Source organism: Rhizobium phaseoli (assembly GCF_003985125.1).
Taxonomy (GTDB): Bacteria; Pseudomonadota; Alphaproteobacteria; order Rhizobiales; family Rhizobiaceae; genus Rhizobium; species Rhizobium phaseoli.
Genome location: NZ_ML133569.1, coordinates 280,854 through 297,517, shown reverse-complemented (window position 1 = coordinate 297,517; position 16,664 = coordinate 280,854). Strand labels below are relative to the sequence as shown.

Here is a 16,664-nt window from a genome sequence, read left to right as displayed (position 1 = left end):
ATGACGGATTCCGCTTACAAGGATCATCTCGGCCGGCCGATCGTCGCAGTGACGGGCATGGGCATTATTACCTCGCTTGGCCAGGGCCTGAAGGACAATTGGGCGGCCCTTTCTTCCGGCACCTCGGGCATCCATGCGATCAACCGCTTTCCGACCGAAGGCCTGTCGACCCGGATCGCCGGCACCGTCGATTTCATCGAGATTCCCGTGCCGAACGCCGTCGAGCGCTCCTACGCCTTTGCGCGCGAGACGACCATCGAGGCGCTGGCCGACGCCGGTCTGTCAGGTGACTTCAACGGCCCGCTGTTCCTTGCCGCGCCGCCGATCGAGCCTGAATGGAGCGCCCGTTTCGAGCTTGCAGACCGTTCGCCGGGGGCCGACCATCCCGGTGATGCTTATGAGCGATTCCTGACGGCGCTGCGCCAGCGGCCGGACCCGGCTTTCCATGAGGCGGCGCTGTTCGGCGCGATTTCCGAGCGCCTTGCCGACCGGTTCGGCACGCGCGGCCTGCCTGTGACGTTGTCGACGGCCTGTGCTTCCGGCGTGACCGCGATCCAGCTCGGCATTGAGGCGATCCGCCAGGGCCGCACCGACCGCGCGCTAACGGTTGCCACGGACGGATCGCTCAGCGCCGAAGCGCTGATCCGCTTCTCGCTGCTGTCGGCCCTTTCGACCCAGAACGATCCGCCGACCAAAGCCTCCAAGCCGTTCAGCAAGGATCGCGACGGCTTCGTCATCGCTGAGGGTGCTGCGACGCTGGTGCTGGAATCGCTGGAATCGGCGGTTGCTCGCGGCGCCAAGGTGCTCGGCATCATGAAGGGCGCCGGCGACAAGGCCGACAGCTTCCATCGCACCCGGTCGTCGCCCGACGGCGGTCCGGCGATCGCGACGATCCGAGCGGCTCTTGCCGATGCCGGCATGAGCGAGGCCGATATCGGCTACATCAACGCACACGGCACCTCGACGCCTGAAAACGACAAGATGGAATATGGCTCGATGTCCGCCGTCTTCGGCGAGAAGCTGGTCGGCATTCCAGTGTCGTCCAACAAGTCGATGATCGGCCATACGCTGACGGCGGCAGGCGCGGTCGAGGCGGTGTTCTCGCTGCAGACGATGCTGACCGGCACGCTGCCGCCGACGATCAACTACAACAATCCCGATCCATCGATCGTGCTCGATGTCGTGCCGAACAAGAAGCGGGAAGCCCAGGTTTCGGCCGTGCTTTCCAACTCCTTCGGCTTCGGCGGGCAGAATGCCAGCCTTGTCATGGCGCTCGAACCGGCTTAGACACCCTCCTTGATTTTAGGACGAAGTGGGTTTTGACGTCATCCTCGGGCTTGTCCCGAGATCTACTTGCGTCACTCAATGACCGCTGGCAGATGCTCGGGACAAGCCCGAGCATGACGACGATCCACGTAGAAGAAAGAACTATATATTATGCGCGCGCTGCAACTGATCGATGACCGCAAGCTTGAGATCACCGACCTGCCGGAACCGGATGCACCGGCAGCCGGCGAGGTGACGCTGCGCGTCAAGGCCGTGGCGCTCAACCATATCGACGTCTGGGGCTGGCGCGGCATGGCGTTTGCCAAGCGCAAGATGCCGCTCGTCATCGGCGCGGAAGCCTCCGGCGTCGTCGAGGCGATCGGGCCCGGTGTCGCCAACGTGCTGCCGGGTCAGCTGGTCTCGATCTATGGCGCGCGCACCTGCGGGCTCTGCCGCCCCTGCCGGGAAGGCCGCGATAATCTCTGCGAACACGTTTCCGGCGTGCACGGCTTTCATCTCGACGGCTTTGCGCAAGAGAAGGTCAACCTTCCCGCGCGCCTTCTCGTTCCGGCTCCTCCCGGAGTCGATGCGATCGGTGCGGCGCTCGCGCCCGTCACCTTCGGCACGGTCGAGCATATGCTGTTCGACAATGCCAAGCTCGAGCCCGGTGAAACGATCCTCGTCCATGCCGGCGGCTCCGGCATCGGCACGGCGGCAATCCAGCTTGCCAAGAAGATCGGCTGCACCGTCATCACCACCGTCGGCTCCGACGACAAGATCGAGAAGGCCAAGGCGCTCGGCGCCGATCACGTCATCAACTACCGCACCGACCGCTTTGAGGGCGTGGTGCGCAAGCTCACCAAGAAGAAGGGCGTCGACGTCGTTTTCGAACATGTCGGCAAGGATACCTGGGCGGGTTCGATGCTCTGCATGAAGCGCGGCGGCCGCCTCGTCACTTGCGGCTCGACTTCGGGTGTTTCCACAGAGATGAACCTGATGATGCTGTTCCAGCAGCAATTGAAACTGCTCGGCTCCTTCGGCTGCCGCATGGAGAATATGGCTGATGCCATGCAGAAGATGGGCCGCGGGCTCGTCCATCCCGTCATCGACACCGAAGTCGGCTTCGACGATATCGACCGGGCGCTGGAGCGGATGGAATCGCGCCAGATCTTCGGCAAGATCATCCTGAAGATGGATTGACCTGACGTGAAGCTGATCATCACCCGGATCGTCCTGGCGCTCAGGAATTTCCAGCAATGGCTGGTGGCGCAGGCGATGTTCGGCTTCCTGAACCTGCTGAAGCTGTTTCCGGCCGATGGCGCGATCCGCTTTGCCGACAGGGTGATGCGTCGCCTCGGCCGGCGGACCCGCCGCCACAAGCTGATGCTCACCAATCTGCGCAACGCCTTTCCCGAGAAGAGCGAGGCCGAGATCGAGAAGATCGCGCTCGCCAGCTGGGGCAATATGGGAAGGCTCGCGGCCGAATATGTCTTCCTCGACCAGCTGTTCGACTATGATCCCGAAAAATCGGAACCGGGCAGGGTGGAGGTCTCGGGCATTCCGATCTTCCTCGACCTGCGCGACAATCCGCGCCCCTTTATCGTGTTCACCGGCCACACCGCCAATTTTGAGCTGCTGCCGGTGGCGGGTGCTGCCTTCGGACTGACGGTGACCGTGCTCTTCCGGCCGCCGAATAACCCTTACGTCGCCAAGAAGGTGTTCGACTTCCGCAGCGCCCGCATGGGCAAGCTGGTGCCGTCGCATGCCGGTTCCTCCTTCGCGCTGGCGCGTCAGCTGGAAGCCGGCCAGGGGGTGGGCGTGCTCGTGGACCAGAAATTCGGCAAGGGGCTGAAGGGCACCTTCTTCGGGCGCGAGGTGAAGACCAATCCGCTGCTGCCGAAGCTGGTGCGCCAGTTCGATTGCGAGGTCTATCCGGCGCGCTGCATTCGCCTGCCGGGAAACCGCTACCGCCTGGAAATCGAGCCGCGGCTCGAAATGCCGCGTGACGAAAGAGGCAATCTCGACCTGCCGGCAGCGGCCCAGCTGCTCAACGACAAGGTGGAGAGCTGGGTACGGGAATATCCGGAACAGTGGCTCTGGTATCACGATCGCTGGCAGATCAAGAAGACGCTCGCATAAGAAGGTCCACCCCCCATTTATCAGCGGTGAAAAGCGGCAGGTGCTCTCGAATTGAAACCGAGTACACTTCATGTTACCCGTCACCACCAGGCCGTGAGTAAAATCTACCGCAAGGCGCATTTTCGTGCATGCAGCCTTATCGGTTATTGGGCACACCGCTTGGACAATGGGAGTGGGAGGCGTCTTGCAGGAGCTTTTTCGAGCCTTTTCCTTGCGTTGCGCGCAAATAGAGGAAGCCATACGCCTCGGCGACGATCAGCGCGTCATGTCGCTCGACCGGCATGTCGAGCCGCTGGTCGAGGCGATCCTGGCATGCCGGGCAGCGAATCTGCTGGAAGTGTATATGCAGCTGCAGTTCGTGAGCCATCTCATCGCCCGTGATGCCGATGACAGCGCCAGCGTCCGAGAACATACGGCGGTGCTGTCCTGCCTGCTTGATGGCTATTTCGGCACTCATGGGCCGGACTGGCGGCTGCCTTCACCGCAGGATGTGCGCATCGAGCCGCCGGCGGCCTATGTGCCCGACACCGACAACGGCCAATTTCTCAATGCGGCGATCCTCGAAAGCCTGCCGGATCGGGTGGCGGTGCTGACCAGGGACTATCGCTATCTCTATTCCAATGCGGCCAACAGCGCTCATCTCGACAGAAGGCCGATGGATCTCATCGGCCACCATATATCCGAATTCATCAGCGAAGAACGCTTTGCCGGATGCGCTAAACATAAGCTGGATGCGTGCTTTGCCGGCGAGCAGATCGACTACACCTATGAGCGGGCAGCCGGCGCTGGCCCATCGCGGCAGGCGCGCTGTCGCATGTCGCCGCTGCGCGATGCCGGCGGCACGGTGATCGGTGCTCTGATCGTGATGGATCGGTGATCGAACCTATGCAGTCGCCCAGACGGCGAGCTCGTAACCGTCTCGATCGAGGAAATGGAAGCGGCGGCCGCCCGGAAAATCGGTGATCGGCCGGCAGATCGTGCCGCCGGCCCTTTCGACCGACGTCAGCACCTCCTCCAGATCATTGGCGTAGACGACCACAAGCGGCCCTCCTGGCCGCACAGGTCCGAAATCGGTAAAGCCGCCCTTCAAACGGCCATCATCGAATTCGCAATAGTTCGGCCCGTAATCGGTGAAACGCCAGCCGAAGGCCGAGCCATAAAAGGCCTTGGCGGCAGCGATGTCGGCGACGTTGAACTCGACATGATCGATGCGGCGGTCGTGGTTTTCTGACTTATCGGCCATCTATCTCTCCATCAGGGCTTTCAGCATGGCGAGGTCCTTCTCGACATGGGCGGCATCGGCGGAAAACTGCGCGTCGGTCATGCCGGGCAGGCGCAGCAGCGTAAACATGATCTCGCAACCATCGCCGTTCGGCACGATGCGCAACGCATTATAGACCCTGAGACCGGATTCGATCGTCACCGTATGGTCGATCACGCCGAATTCATTGGCGGGCACGAAGCTGACCTTGATGGTGCCGAGGGGGCCATGGGCGATCCAGTCGGCGCCATTGGGCTCGAGACCGGTCGCAAGGCCGGAGGCCCAGAGCGGCATGTTCTCCGGCTTGCCGGCGAAGTCGTAGACGTCGCGCCAGTCACGCTCGATCGATCGGTGGATGATTCTTGCGGGCATAGTCGACATGGCTTGCAGGTCCTTGATCTTGGTCGAGCGAGAATAACAGCCCGACCCGCGGCGTCTTGAACAAAACGGTCAGTCCGGCATTTCCCGCGCGTTGAGCTGATCAAGAATGACGGCGGGCGTCAGGCATGAGAGTTCGCCGACCTCGCGCGTCATGTGGGCTTGATCGGCAAAGCCCGCTTCCAGTGCAAGTTGGGCCAGTGGCATCGCGTGCGATCTGCGGCAGAAGTCGAGGAAACGCTGGAATCGGCGGATGCGTTCCAGCGTCTTGGCGCCGTAGCCGAAATGCTGGTGGCAGCGGCGGCGCAGCTGTCTTTCGCTGATGTCGAGCCGGTGGCGCAGGCTGGGCGAAGGGCAACCGCTGTCGGCGGCGGCAAAGATCACCGCAGCGTCGGCGGCGGGCTCCTCCTCCTCGCGCGCGGCCTCTTCGAGCAGTCGGGCGAACAACGCCATCGCGTCCGCAGCGTCGGGACAATCTTGCAGCCGCGCCTCAAAATCGGTCGTGTCCGTCCAACCGATATCGCTAAGTCGCACCGAGCAGCCGACCAGCGCCGAGAGCGGCGTTTTCAGCCAGGGTGCGGCGGCGCCCGGTGCAAACCGCGCACCAATGACGGTCGTTCCCGGCCGGACGAGGGGAAAGGCCGCCGTCCTGTCAGGCCCGGCAACGACGAGCCGGCCGCCGATCCAGAGCAGATCGCAGTAGCCGTCCGGGACGATCGCCATCGTTGCCGGCGGTCCATCGTGAAGCGAATGCAACCAGAGCCGGCTGAAATGGCGCCGCAGCGCCGGCGGCGGCGCATATTCGCGATAGCGGCCGGCGCGGGCCGCCAGGAGAATTCCACCGTTTCGCTTTTCCGTTGCCACACGACATCTCCCGAACGGCCTATGATACCATGAGACAGGTCATTACAGATGCGCCAAGGGTAGGTCACACCACATCGCTGCCTGCCGATCAGATGGCAGCTTGTCGGACAAGCCGGCATTGGAAGCTTCATTTCATTGGCTTTTGCGAACCGATTAGACCCTTGGCAGACTTGCCGTTTGAGCGAGACAGTGCCACAACACCGGTCCAAATGACACATCGGAGGTTTGTCGTGGAAAAGGCAGAAATCGGACTGATCGGCCTTGCGGTCATGGGCTCCAACCTGGCGCTCAACATCGCGGAGAAAGGCAATAAAATTGCGGTGTTCAACCGCACGCCTGAGAAAACCGACGAATTCTACGAAAGCGCCGGCGATCTGAAAAAGCAGATCATTCCCTGCAAGACCATCGAAGAGTTCGTCGATGCGATCCGGCCGCCGCGGCCGATCATCATCATGATCAAGGCCGGCGACGCCGTCGATCAGCAGATGGAGGCATTGCGCCCGCATCTGTCCAAGGGCGACATCATGATCGACGCCGGCAACGCCAATTTCCGCGACACCGTCGCCCGCTTCGGCCGCCTCAAGGATACTGATCTCACCTTCATCGGCATGGGTGTTTCCGGCGGCGAGGAAGGTGCGCGCCACGGCCCGTCGATCATGGTCGGCGGCACCGAAGAGTCCTGGAAGCGCGTCGAGAAGGTGCTGACCTCGATTGCCGCCCGCTACAATGACGAGCCCTGCGTCGCCTGGCTCGGCAATGACGGCGCCGGCCATTTCGTCAAGACCATTCATAACGGCATCGAATATGCCGACATGCAGATGATCGCCGAAATCTACGGCATCCTGCGCGACGGTCTCGGCAAGAGTGCCTCCGACATCTCCGGCATCTTCGGCGAGTGGAACAAGGGCCGGCTGAACTCCTACCTGATCGAGATTTCCGAGAAGGTGCTTGCCGCGACCGATCCGGTTTCCGGCGGCCCGATGGTCGACATGATCCTCGACAAGGCCGGCCAGAAGGGCACCGGCAAATGGTCGGCCATTGAAGCGCAGAACATGGGCATTCCGGCAACGGCAATCGAAGCCGCGGTCGCCGCCCGCAGCCTTTCCTCGATGAAATCGCAGCGCGAAGCCGCCGAAAAGATCTTCGGCACGCAGGCGGCATCCTTCCCGATCGCTTACGGTCCCGAACTCAACAAGGATCTGGAACTGGCGCTGTTTGCCGCCAAGATCGGCGCCTATGCGCAGGGCTTCGCCGTGATGGCGGAAGCCTCGCGCGAGTTCAACTGGTCGCTGCCGATGCCGACGATTGCCAGGATCTGGCGTGCCGGCTGCATCATCCGCTCGCAGTTCCTCGATGAGATCACCTCGGCCTTCACCAAGGCTCCAGACGCTGCGAACCTGATCGTCACGCCCGCCTTCTCGGAAATGGTCAAGGAATCGATTCCCGCGCTGCGCCGCGTCGTCGCCGCGGCAATTTCCGCCGGCCTGCCGGTGCCGGCGCTGACATCGGCGCTCACCTATTTCGACGCCTACCGCCAGGGCAGGGGCACGGCAAACCTCATCCAGGCCCAGCGCGACTTCTTCGGCGCCCACGGCTTCGACCGTCTCGATGGTAAGGATTTCCACCACGGCCCCTGGGGCAGCGGCGCGGCGACCTTCTGAGGTTTGCCAAGCAGAAGATTAAGGGAAAGCCCGGCCCTCGCGCCGGGCTTTTTCGCTTGCCCCTCGGTCTTTCGTCAACTTTGCATTGCCCGCAGTCTTCGAACCGCCGGCATTCGGAGTTGCGTTGCGGGCGCCGGGATGATCCTTAAAATTACCGAACCTCGAACCCGATCCGGTCGCTCTCGTCTACGCCACTTCGCTGTGACACGTCCGGACATTGGTTACTGACATCTCAGTTCCTACATTTTCATCACTCATATCGGCGGCAAGGACAACGGAGCGATGACGGACGCGAAACGGGAACATTGGGACGCAGTCTACCGCACGAAAGCTGCCGACAGCGTAAGTTGGTATCAGCCGACGCCCGAACCTTCTCTGCGGGCGCTCGACGCGCTGCAGTTGCCGGTCGCAACCTCGCTGATCGATGTCGGCGGTGGCGCATCGAGCCTTGTCGACCGTCTAGTCGAACGCGGGTGGTCCGATCTCACCGTTCTCGACATCGCCGCGCCGGCGCTCGATGTCGCCAAGGCGCGGCTCGGGGATGAGGCCGCCCGCATCGCCTGGGTGATTGCCGATGTCACTGTGTGGCGACCGGAGCGCCGGTACGATTTGTGGCATGACCGCGCCGTCTTTCACTTCCTCACCGAGCCGGAACAGCGGCTGGCTTATCGCCGCGCGCTCGAAGCTGGCACGTCGCCAGGCAGCATCGTGATCATCGCCACTTTCGCGCCGGACGGTCCGGAGCGCTGTAGCGGCTTGCCGGTTCAGCGTTATGATGCGGCTGCCCTTGCGACGGCATTCTCTTCGGCTTTCACGCTCGAACGCGAGTGGTGCCAGGATCACACGACGCCCGGTGGTGGCCGGCAGCCCTTCCAATGGTGTGTCTTTCGCAAGTGCTGAACTTTGTCAGGCCGATGGCTGACATCAGGCGCCGCCTCAGCCTGTCCGGCCGGCGCGCGCCATGCCGTGATCGACGAGTCGGTCGATGACCTCGGCATAGCTGACGCCGCTTGCCGCCATCGCCTTGGAGTACATGCTGATATCGGTAAAGCCGGGGATGGTGTTGATCTCGTTGATGAGGAAGCGCATGTCCGATGTCAGGAAGAAATCGACACGCGCCATGCCGTCGCAGCCGACAGCCCGGAAGGCCTCTGCGGCCATGTCGCGCATGGCGGCCTCGACGTCCGGCGGCAGCTCGGCCGGCACTTTCAGCGCCGCCCCGTTCTCGTCGATATATTTGGCATCGTAATTGTAGAAGCCGTGGCTTTCCGCCGGGACGATCTCGCCCGGCCGGGAGACGAAGAGTTCGCCTGCCGCATCCTCCAGCACGCTGAATTCGATCTCGCGGCCGGCAACAAATTCTTCGGCCAGCAACGTGTGATCGTGGCGGAAGGCCTCGGCAAGGGCGGGCGCGAATTCCTGGCTGGCATGCACCTTGGCGACGCCGACCGACGATCCCTGGCGCGCCGGTTTGATGAAGAGCGGCAGGCCGAGCTCGCTTTCGAGGGTTGCCAGCGAAGGGGCGGCATCCGCACGGATGGTCACGGCGCGCGCCACCGGCAGGCCTGCTGCCCGCAGCAGGCGCTTGGCGATATCCTTGTCGAGTGCGGCGGCCGAGCCGAGGATGCCGCAGCCGGCGAGCGGCACGCGGGCGACCTCCGCCAGACCCTGCACCGATCCGTCTTCGCCATACGGGCCGTGCAGCACAGGGAACAGGATATCGATCCCTGGCAAATCATACGGCGTCCCATCGGCCGGAATCGCCATCACCCGTCCACGTCCGCCCGGCACGAGGCAGATTTCCGTGCCGGATGATGGTGTCGCCAAGGCGCCGTCCACGAAGCTGCTGAGCAGCCACTGTCCCTCGCGGGTGATGAAAATGGGAATGGCGTTATATTTCTCGGGCGCCAGGGCGCCCATGACATTGGTCGCCGAAAGGATGGAAACCTCATGTTCGGCCGAGCGGCCGCCGAAGAGCACGGCGATGCGCAGCCTGTTTGGGGACGGGGTCATGAAAGCCTCCGAAGCGATCTGGTGTTGAAAAGGGTCAGGCCTCGACCGATATGCCGCGATTGGCGAAAAAGCGGTCGAAGACGGCAAGCGGCAGCCTGACATCGGCTTGGCTTGCCTCGTCGTGGCCGGATGGGTTGTGGAAGCGGATCGTCTCGTTGCTTGCCGCCGTCACCAGCACCAGGTGACCGCCCTTCGACGGCGGCGGGCGCTCCGGCCAGCGGATTCCCGAATGCACAGAGGCGATTAAGAAGCGGCGCTTCGACAGGATGTCGGGAATGGCCGAGGTCTCGACGCCGGTCATGGTCTCGGCGCCGAGCCCGAAACGCTCGACTACGAAGCGCACGAAGGGCGCGTAGATCAGTCCTTTGATCGAGGCATCGATCTCGTTGACGACATAACCGCCATAGGCGGTACAGGCCCGGGCGAGGTCGAGGGTCGGATGGATCTCGCCGCGGGCGGCAAGGATCATTTTCAGGCAGGCCATGCCGCAGAGATTCACGGCCCAGCGTGCATATTCCTCAACGGTGCCGGCACCCGAATGCCGCCAGAGCGGATCGCTGAGCAAGGCTTGCGAGCCCTCGGCAAGCACCGGCAGCGTCATACCGGGTGTTTCCCATTGGCTGAAATAGGGCACGCCGCCTTGTTGCATCCTGTCGAATCCCCGTGGCGTCCCTGAAATGCGGGGCAATCTTGGCTTTTTCGAGCCGATGCCGGCTCGGGTATCCCTGGGGTAGGGTTCATCCTCCTTCAGGAGATCGATGACCGATCGATCTTCCGGACAATCGCCTTGTATTTCTTTCGATTGCGCACTCTCGGGCCGCGCGGATGACAAGCGTTTTTGGAGCTTTGCCAACCTTCCCTCGATCAGTCCTGTGACACCTCGCGGGCGAAGCGTGAGGTCACAGGAATAACCGAGGAGAGATTAATGCACTCCCGACGTAATGAAAGGAGACGGCGGGCCGCCGGCGTTGATGGAGGCAAGAAGTGGCGCTTTAGTCCCGCCTATCTGCCGTTCTCCGGCCAAATCGGCTGGCTGATGCTCTGCAGCAGTTCCGGTTCCACGCCGTCGATGCGGGCGATGACAGCCTTGGCCATTTCGCGGCCGGCCTGGCGCACGTCCTCCTGGGCGGTGATGATCTCCGGGCGGATCCAATTCAAGATCGGCACCGATTGCTTGGAAACCATGTCGAGATCGCGTCCCAGTGCCTTGCCGGCGGCCTCGATGCCGGCATTGACGGCGATCGCTGCGCTGCCGGCCGAACAGACGATGCCGTCAGGGGCGTTCGCCGAACGCATCATCACCTCGACGACGTCGCGGATATCAGCGAGCGGCGCATCGGTGTTGATGCGCAGCGGCACTTCCTCGGCGCCGTAATCGTGCAGACCTGTCTGGAAGCCGATCCGGATATGGGCGTAATAGGTGAGCTTGCTCGGCGGCTGCAGCAGGGCGATGCGCCGCCGGCCGCGTTTGACCAGCCGCTCCACCGCCTGATGGGCGAAGGCCTCGTTGTCGAAATCGTGGAAGGGGTGCGTCAGACCCGCATCGGTGCGCCCATGCGTGGCAAAGGGCATACCGCGCTCGGTCAAGAGCCGTACACGCGGATCGTCCGGCTCGATGCGCGAGATGATCACACCGTCGGCCGAGCCGGTCTCGAGGATATAGCGCACCGGCAGCATCGGATCCTTACTGTGGGAATGCGGCGTGACGACGATATGATAGGGCGTGCCGGACAGGACCTCGGAGATGCCGAAGACCATCTGGCTCGAGAAGCCCATGATCTCCTCGTCGATGCTGAGGACGAGGGCGATGACGTTGGTTTTGCCGGTGCGCAGGCGCACGCCCGCCCTGTTCGGCTGGTAGCCGAGCTGGCGGGCAACCATGCGCACCCGCTCCTTGGTTTCGGCCCCGATATCAGGTGCATCTTTCAGCGCACGTGAGACCGTGGTGACGCCAAGGCCGGTCATGAAGGCGATCGTCTTCAATGTCGGGCGCTCGCGCGCCGCCGGCACCGATGCTGCTTTCCCGAAATTTCCCTTGCTTTCCATGCCTGTAGGCCTGCCCCGCGCGAATTGGTGTCGCTTATAGAGGCTTTTTCAAGCGCCGTAAGCCCGTCGCCTGCCAAAATCGCGCCTCCCTGAGGAATGCAATCTGTAACGATACAGTAGAAATGTCGAGGGTTTTTTCTTGTGTGCATTGCGGCAATCTTCCCACAGGTTGAATCCGCCATTTGTGCCCCGTTTTCCCGCAGTAGCGAAAAGGGCAAAACAAACAGAAGATCGTCACCCCAGAATTAATCATGTTATTTCAATATGATGAAATGATTGTGCCTATCAGCATCGCTTAATAAAATGCCGGAATGAGGAGTGAAACGGTATGGCGGCGAACAGCCATAAGTAGCAATTCCGGCCTTCCTCGAAAAATTTATAGGCGGGCAGTTGCGTGGGGAAATCGATTGATCTAAGTTTTTCCGGCAACGTTTCAGTGAGGGAGGAGAACTCATGAAAATTCGTATGATGGCGGCACTGCTTGCCGCTTCGGCCGCGCTTCCGATCAGCGCAAACGCCACCGATCTCGAAGTCACGCACTGGTGGACATCCGGCGGCGAATCCGCGGCCGTCGCCGAGCTGGCCAAGGCCTTCGACGCCACCGGCAACCACTGGGTCGATGGCGCTATTGCCGGTTCCGGCGGTACGGCCCGTCCGATCATGATCAGCCGCATCACCGGCGGCGATCCGATGGGCGCCACGCAGTTCAACCATGGCCGCCAGGCCGAGGAGCTCGTTCAGGCCGGCCTCATGCGCGACCTGACCGATGTGGCGACCGCCGAGCACTGGAAGGACATCATCCGTCCGTCGAGCCTGCTCGATTCCTGCACCATCGACGGTAAAATCTATTGCGCTCCCGTCAACATCCACTCCTGGCAGTGGCTGTGGCTTTCGAACGCCGCCTTCAAGAAGGCCGGCGTCGAGGTTCCGAAGAACTGGGACGAATTCGTCGCTGCCGCGCCGGCTCTCGAAAAGGCCGGTATCCTTCCGCTCGCCGTCGGCGGTCAGCCGTGGCAGGCTGCAGGCGCCTTCGACGTGCTGATGGTGGCGATTGCCGGCAAGGACACCTTCAACAAGGTCTTTAAGGACAAGGATGCGGAAGCTGCCGCCGGCCCTGAAATCGCTAAGGTCTTCAAGGCCGCCGACGATGCGCGCCGTATGTCCAAGGGCACCAATGTCCAGGATTGGAACCAGGCCACCAACCTCGTCATCACGGGGAAGGCCGGCGGTCAGATCATGGGCGACTGGGCGCAGGGCGAATTCGCGCTCGCCGGTCAGAAGGCCGGTACCGACTATACCTGCCTGCCGGGCCTCGGCGTGAACGAAATCATCTCGACCGGCGGTGACGCCTTCTACTTCCCGCTGCTGAAGGATGAGGAAAAATCCAAGGCGCAGGCCGTGCTCGCCAAGACCCTGCTCGATCCCAAGACTCAAGTTGCCTTCAACCTGAAGAAGGGCTCGCTGCCGGTTCGTGGCGACGTCGATCTTGCCGCTGCCAATGATTGCATGAAGAAGGGTCTCGATATCCTGTCGAAGGGCAACGTGATCCAGGGCACCGACCAGCTGCTTTCGGCCGACAGCCAGAAGCAGAAGGAAGACCTCTTCTCCGAATTCTTCGCCAATCCGTCGATGACGCCGGAAGACGCCCAGAAGCGTTTCGCCGAGATCATTGCTTCGGCTGACTGATCGATTGATTCGCTGCCTTCGGATCCGGCTCCGCAAGGGCCGGATCCTTCCCCGGACGGAAGTTCGGCTGGCGGCATCTCTCCGGCCTTCCCGGTAAAACCGGGGCAGGGATGGCAGATGGCGCCATACCTTGCTGTGGGCCGCAGTTGCGATTTGAGGAGAAGCGTTCATGACGGGTCAAGCGCAAGCCGGCCGACCAATCAAGTTACTGCGCAATCTGAATGCCAAGATTGCATCCATCCCGATGATCCTGACGGCGCTGGTGATCTTTGTCGGCGGCACATTCTGGACGGTCTTTTATTCCTTCACCAATTCCAAGCTCCTCCCGCGGCTGAGCTTCGTCGGTATCGATCAATATCAACGCCTCTGGGCGGCGCCCCGCTGGGTGACGGCGATTGAAAATCTGGCCCTTTACGGCGTTCTTTCGCTGATTTTCAGTCTGGTCATCGGCTTCGTGCTCGCTGCGCTGATGGATCAGAAGATCCGTTTCGAAAACACCTTTCGCACCATTTTCCTCTATCCCTTCGCGCTGTCCTTCATCGTGACGGGCCTTGTCTGGCAGTGGGTGCTGAACCCGGATTTCGGCGTGCAGTCGGTGGTGCGCTCGCTCGGCTGGACAAGCTTCACCTTCAATCCGCTCTATACGCCTGAAATCGTCATTTACGGCATTCTGATCGCGGCACTGTGGCAGGGGACCGGATTGGTCATGTGCCTGATGCTCGCCGGGCTGCGCGGTATCGACGAGGACATCTGGAAGGCTGCGCGCGTCGACGGCATCCCGATGTGGAAGACCTATCTCCTGATCGTCATTCCGATGATGCGGCCGGTCTTCATCACGACGATCGTCATCATCGCCTCGGGCATCGTCAAGGTCTACGACCTCGTCGTCGCGCAAACCTCGGGCGGTCCGGGTATCTCGTCTGAAGTGCCGGCGAAATACGTCTACGACTACATGTTCCAGGCGCAGAACCTGGGGCAGGGCTTTGCCGCCTCGACGATGATGCTGGTCACGGTCGCGATCATCATCGTTCCGTGGGCCTATCTGGAATTCGGAGGAGGGCGCAAGCGTGGCTAATATCGGAACTCTCAACACCACGGCCGCCGGTATCGATGCCGTCTCGCAGAGGCTCGGCGATGGCCCAAGCGGCCCGAAGCCGCGCCCGGCTTTGTCGCCGCGTAACATCATGCTCTACGGCACGCTGACCATCGCGGCGCTCTATTACCTGCTGCCGCTCTATGTGATGGTTGTGACGTCGCTGAAAGGCATGCCGGAAATCCGCCTCGGCAACATCTTCTCACCGCCGATGGAAATCACCTTCGAGCCTTGGGTGAAGGCCTGGGCGGAGGCCTGCACGGGCTTGAACTGCGATGGCCTGTCGCGCGGCTTCTGGAATTCGGTGCGCATCACCGTGCCGTCGGTCATCATCTCGATCGCCATCGCCTCGGTGAACGGCTACGCGCTGGCAAACTGGCGCTTCAAGGGATCGGAGCTCTTCTTCTCGATCCTCATCATCGGGGCGTTCATTCCCTATCAGGTGATGATCTATCCGATCGTCATCATCCTGCGCGAAATCGGCATTTACGGCACCCTAACCGGTCTCGTCATCGTGCATTCGATCTTCGGCATGCCGATCCTGACGCTGCTGTTCCGCAACTATTTCGTCTCGCTGCCGGAAGAGCTGTTCAAGGCGGCGCGCGTCGATGGCGCGGGTTTCTGGCAGATTTTCCTGAAGATCATGCTGCCGATGTCGCTGCCGATCTTCGTCGTCGCGATGATCCTGCAGGTGACCGGAATCTGGAACGACTTCCTGTTCGGCGTCGTCTTTACCCGGCCGGATACCTATCCGATGACCGTGCAGCTCAACAACATCGTCAATTCCGTTCAGGGCGTGAAGGAATACAACGTCAACATGGCGGCAACGATCCTGACGGGTCTCGTGCCGCTGATCGTCTATTTCGTGTCGGGACGGCTTTTCGTCCGCGGCATCGCCGCTGGCGCAGTGAAGGGTTGATCACATGAACATGAATTCGAGTGTCTCCAATTCAAGTGTTTCCATCAAGGATCTGTCGCTGAACTTCGGCGCGGTCAGCGTATTGAAGGATCTGAACCTCGACATCAATGACGGCGAATTCCTGGTGCTGCTCGGCTCATCCGGCTGCGGCAAGTCGACCTTGCTGAACTGCATTGCCGGCCTGCTCGACGCCTCGGAAGGGCAGATCTTCATCAAGGGCAAGAACGTCACCTGGGAGGAACCGAAGGACCGCGGCATCGGCATGGTGTTCCAGTCCTATGCGCTCTATCCGCAGATGACCGTCGAGAAGAACCTCTCCTTCGGCCTGCGCGTCGCCAAGGTGCCGCAGGCCGAGATCGACAAGCGCGTGGCGCGCGCCGCCGAGATCCTACAGATCCAGCCGCTTCTGAAGCGCAAACCGGCCGAGCTTTCCGGCGGCCAGCGCCAGCGCGTGGCAATCGGCCGGGCGCTGGTGCGCGATGTCGACGTTTTCCTGTTCGACGAGCCGCTGTCCAACCTCGATGCCAAGCTTCGCTCGGAGCTGCGCGTCGAGATCAAGCGTCTGCACCAGTCGCTGCAGAATACGATGATCTACGTCACGCACGACCAGATCGAGGCGCTGACGCTTGCCGATCGCATCGCCATCATGAAGAGCGGCATCATCCAGCAGCTCGACGATCCGACGACGATCTACAATCGGCCGCGCAACCTTTTCGTCGCCGGCTTTATCGGCTCGCCGTCGATGAATTTCCTGCGCGGCGAACTGGTCAAGGCAGGCGACGGCATCGCCTTTTCGGCGAATGGCGTCATCTTTTCGCTGGCCGCCTACGAGGCTAATGAGGCGCTGCAGCCCGGCCGCAAGGTGGTGCTCGGCGTTCGCCCCGAGCATATCAAGGTCAACGAAAACACCGGCGGCGAGGAACATGACGCGACCGTCGATATCGAGGAGCCGATGGGCGCGGACAATCTCCTTTGGCTGAAACATGCCGGTCACACGATGTCGGTCCGCGTCAACGGCGCGCGCCGCTTCAATGTCGGAGCCAAGGTGAAGCTGAGCTTCGACATGACGCTGGCTTCGGTGTTCGACGCCGAGACCGAGCTGCGGCTTTAGCGGAGATTTGTGGATTGAGCCCCGGGCGAGTTTGACGAAAAGGCCAATCCCGCCCTCCGTCATCCTCGGGCTTGACCCGAGGATCCATGCCCGTTGCTGCTGGTGGATGCGGTGTAGATCCTCGGGTCAAGCCCGAGGATGACGGAGAGCGGAGTGGGCGGATGAGGACAAAAACGACAGGTCTCTGACGAACGACTAGGTGAAAGCCGCCGAACAGCGACATTTGC

The 16,664-nt window shown here is 61.9% G+C and carries 16 protein-coding genes; 10 read left to right on the top strand and 6 right to left on the bottom strand.

The window, feature by feature from the left end:
* The 4 genes from EFD56_RS11380 (at nucleotide 1) to EFD56_RS11365 (ending at nucleotide 4,282) form a co-directional block, all read left to right on the top strand.
* On the top strand, nucleotides 1–1,287 hold the full coding sequence (locus EFD56_RS11380; RefSeq protein ID WP_126905272.1) for a beta-ketoacyl-ACP synthase: 1,287 nt from the start codon (nucleotides 1–3) through the stop codon (nucleotides 1,285–1,287).
* Nucleotides 1,288–1,437: 150 nt separating this feature from the next.
* Nucleotides 1,438–2,466: a zinc-binding dehydrogenase gene (locus tag EFD56_RS11375; RefSeq protein ID WP_004669770.1), complete on the top strand. Its 1,029-nt coding sequence runs from the start codon at nucleotides 1,438–1,440 to the stop codon at nucleotides 2,464–2,466.
* Between the two features lie 6 nt (nucleotides 2,467–2,472).
* Nucleotides 2,473–3,405: a lipid A biosynthesis lauroyl acyltransferase gene (locus tag EFD56_RS11370; protein WP_085859724.1), complete on the top strand. Its 933-nt coding sequence runs from the start codon at nucleotides 2,473–2,475 to the stop codon at nucleotides 3,403–3,405.
* A 184-nt stretch (nucleotides 3,406–3,589) separates the two neighbouring features.
* Complete coding sequence (locus tag EFD56_RS11365; protein WP_183820319.1) at nucleotides 3,590–4,282, top strand: PAS domain-containing protein; 693 nt, start codon at nucleotides 3,590–3,592, stop codon at nucleotides 4,280–4,282.
* 6 nt (nucleotides 4,283–4,288) lie between these two features.
* On the opposite strand, the gene EFD56_RS11360 is transcribed toward EFD56_RS11365, so the two are convergent.
* The 3 genes from EFD56_RS11360 to EFD56_RS11350 form a co-directional block, all read right to left on the bottom strand.
* Nucleotides 4,289–4,648, bottom strand: a complete 360-nt coding sequence (locus tag EFD56_RS11360) for a VOC family protein (RefSeq protein WP_126905270.1) — start codon at nucleotides 4,646–4,648, stop codon at nucleotides 4,289–4,291.
* Nucleotides 4,649–5,047, bottom strand: coding sequence for a polyketide cyclase (locus EFD56_RS11355; protein ID WP_004669768.1), 399 nt, complete (start codon nucleotides 5,045–5,047; stop codon nucleotides 4,649–4,651).
* Nucleotides 5,048–5,116: 69 nt separating this feature from the next.
* Nucleotides 5,117–5,908 carry a helix-turn-helix domain-containing protein gene (locus EFD56_RS11350; protein WP_064827758.1) on the bottom strand — a complete coding sequence of 264 codons (792 nt, stop codon included), beginning with the start codon at nucleotides 5,906–5,908 and terminating at the stop codon, nucleotides 5,117–5,119.
* Between the two features lie 209 nt (nucleotides 5,909–6,117).
* On the opposite strand from EFD56_RS11350, the gene gndA reads away from it, so the two are divergent.
* Complete coding sequence (gene gndA, locus EFD56_RS11345; protein ID WP_184332624.1) at nucleotides 6,118–7,569, top strand: NADP-dependent phosphogluconate dehydrogenase; 1,452 nt, start codon at nucleotides 6,118–6,120, stop codon at nucleotides 7,567–7,569.
* A gap of 282 nt (nucleotides 7,570–7,851) precedes the next feature.
* Nucleotides 7,852–8,469, top strand: a complete 618-nt coding sequence (locus EFD56_RS11340) for a class I SAM-dependent methyltransferase (RefSeq protein ID WP_126905268.1) — start codon at nucleotides 7,852–7,854, stop codon at nucleotides 8,467–8,469.
* Nucleotides 8,470–8,505: 36 nt separating this feature from the next.
* Here the strand turns inward: EFD56_RS11340 and EFD56_RS11335 are convergent, their stop codons facing one another.
* From EFD56_RS11335 to EFD56_RS11325, 3 genes are all read right to left on the bottom strand, one after another.
* Nucleotides 8,506–9,582 carry a D-alanine--D-alanine ligase family protein gene (locus EFD56_RS11335; RefSeq protein ID WP_126905267.1) on the bottom strand — a complete coding sequence of 359 codons (1,077 nt, stop codon included), beginning with the start codon at nucleotides 9,580–9,582 and terminating at the stop codon, nucleotides 8,506–8,508.
* A gap of 34 nt (nucleotides 9,583–9,616) precedes the next feature.
* Nucleotides 9,617–10,231, bottom strand: coding sequence for a C39 family peptidase (locus EFD56_RS11330; protein WP_126905266.1), 615 nt, complete (start codon nucleotides 10,229–10,231; stop codon nucleotides 9,617–9,619).
* Between the two features lie 353 nt (nucleotides 10,232–10,584).
* The gene (locus tag EFD56_RS11325; protein WP_126905265.1) at nucleotides 10,585–11,628 is read right to left on the bottom strand and encodes a LacI family transcriptional regulator; all 1,044 of its coding nucleotides are present in this window, start codon (nucleotides 11,626–11,628) and stop codon (nucleotides 10,585–10,587) included.
* 453 nt (nucleotides 11,629–12,081) lie between these two features.
* On the opposite strand from EFD56_RS11325, the gene EFD56_RS11320 reads away from it, so the two are divergent.
* The 4 genes from EFD56_RS11320 to EFD56_RS11305 all read left to right on the top strand — a co-directional run bounded on the left by EFD56_RS11320 (nucleotide 12,082) and on the right by EFD56_RS11305 (nucleotide 16,437).
* Nucleotides 12,082–13,314, top strand: a complete 1,233-nt coding sequence (locus EFD56_RS11320; protein ID WP_012484129.1) for an ABC transporter substrate-binding protein — start codon at nucleotides 12,082–12,084, stop codon at nucleotides 13,312–13,314.
* A gap of 169 nt (nucleotides 13,315–13,483) precedes the next feature.
* Nucleotides 13,484–14,389 carry a carbohydrate ABC transporter permease gene (locus tag EFD56_RS11315; RefSeq protein WP_016733315.1) on the top strand — a complete coding sequence of 302 codons (906 nt, stop codon included), beginning with the start codon at nucleotides 13,484–13,486 and terminating at the stop codon, nucleotides 14,387–14,389.
* Entirely contained in the window at nucleotides 14,382–15,326 is a 945-nt protein-coding gene (locus EFD56_RS11310) for a carbohydrate ABC transporter permease (protein WP_064818393.1), read from the top strand. The genes EFD56_RS11315 and EFD56_RS11310 overlap by 8 nt, the downstream gene beginning before the upstream one ends.
* 4 nt (nucleotides 15,327–15,330) lie before the next feature.
* Nucleotides 15,331–16,437: an ABC transporter ATP-binding protein gene (locus EFD56_RS11305; protein ID WP_126905264.1), complete on the top strand. Its 1,107-nt coding sequence runs from the start codon at nucleotides 15,331–15,333 to the stop codon at nucleotides 16,435–16,437.
* Nucleotides 16,438–16,664 lie beyond the last annotated feature (227 nt).

Coding starts and splice junctions, on each gene's coding strand:
- EFD56_RS11380 (WP_126905272.1), top strand. CDS start 1: ATGACGGATTCCGCTTACAAGGATCATCTCGGCCGGCCGATCGTCGCA.
- EFD56_RS11375 (WP_004669770.1), top strand. CDS start 1,438: ATGCGCGCGCTGCAACTGATCGATGACCGCAAGCTTGAGATCACCGAC.
- EFD56_RS11360 (WP_126905270.1), bottom strand. CDS start 4,648: ATGGCCGATAAGTCAGAAAACCACGACCGCCGCATCGATCATGTCGAG.
- EFD56_RS11355 (WP_004669768.1), bottom strand. CDS start 5,047: ATGTCGACTATGCCCGCAAGAATCATCCACCGATCGATCGAGCGTGAC.
- gndA (WP_184332624.1), top strand. CDS start 6,118: ATGACACATCGGAGGTTTGTCGTGGAAAAGGCAGAAATCGGACTGATC.
- EFD56_RS11340 (WP_126905268.1), top strand. CDS start 7,852: ATGACGGACGCGAAACGGGAACATTGGGACGCAGTCTACCGCACGAAA.
- EFD56_RS11335 (WP_126905267.1), bottom strand. CDS start 9,582: ATGACCCCGTCCCCAAACAGGCTGCGCATCGCCGTGCTCTTCGGCGGC.
- EFD56_RS11330 (WP_126905266.1), bottom strand. CDS start 10,231: ATGCAACAAGGCGGCGTGCCCTATTTCAGCCAATGGGAAACACCCGGT.
- EFD56_RS11325 (WP_126905265.1), bottom strand. CDS start 11,628: ATGGAAAGCAAGGGAAATTTCGGGAAAGCAGCATCGGTGCCGGCGGCG.
- EFD56_RS11320 (WP_012484129.1), top strand. CDS start 12,082: ATGAAAATTCGTATGATGGCGGCACTGCTTGCCGCTTCGGCCGCGCTT.
- EFD56_RS11315 (WP_016733315.1), top strand. CDS start 13,484: ATGACGGGTCAAGCGCAAGCCGGCCGACCAATCAAGTTACTGCGCAAT.
- EFD56_RS11305 (WP_126905264.1), top strand. CDS start 15,331: ATGAACATGAATTCGAGTGTCTCCAATTCAAGTGTTTCCATCAAGGAT.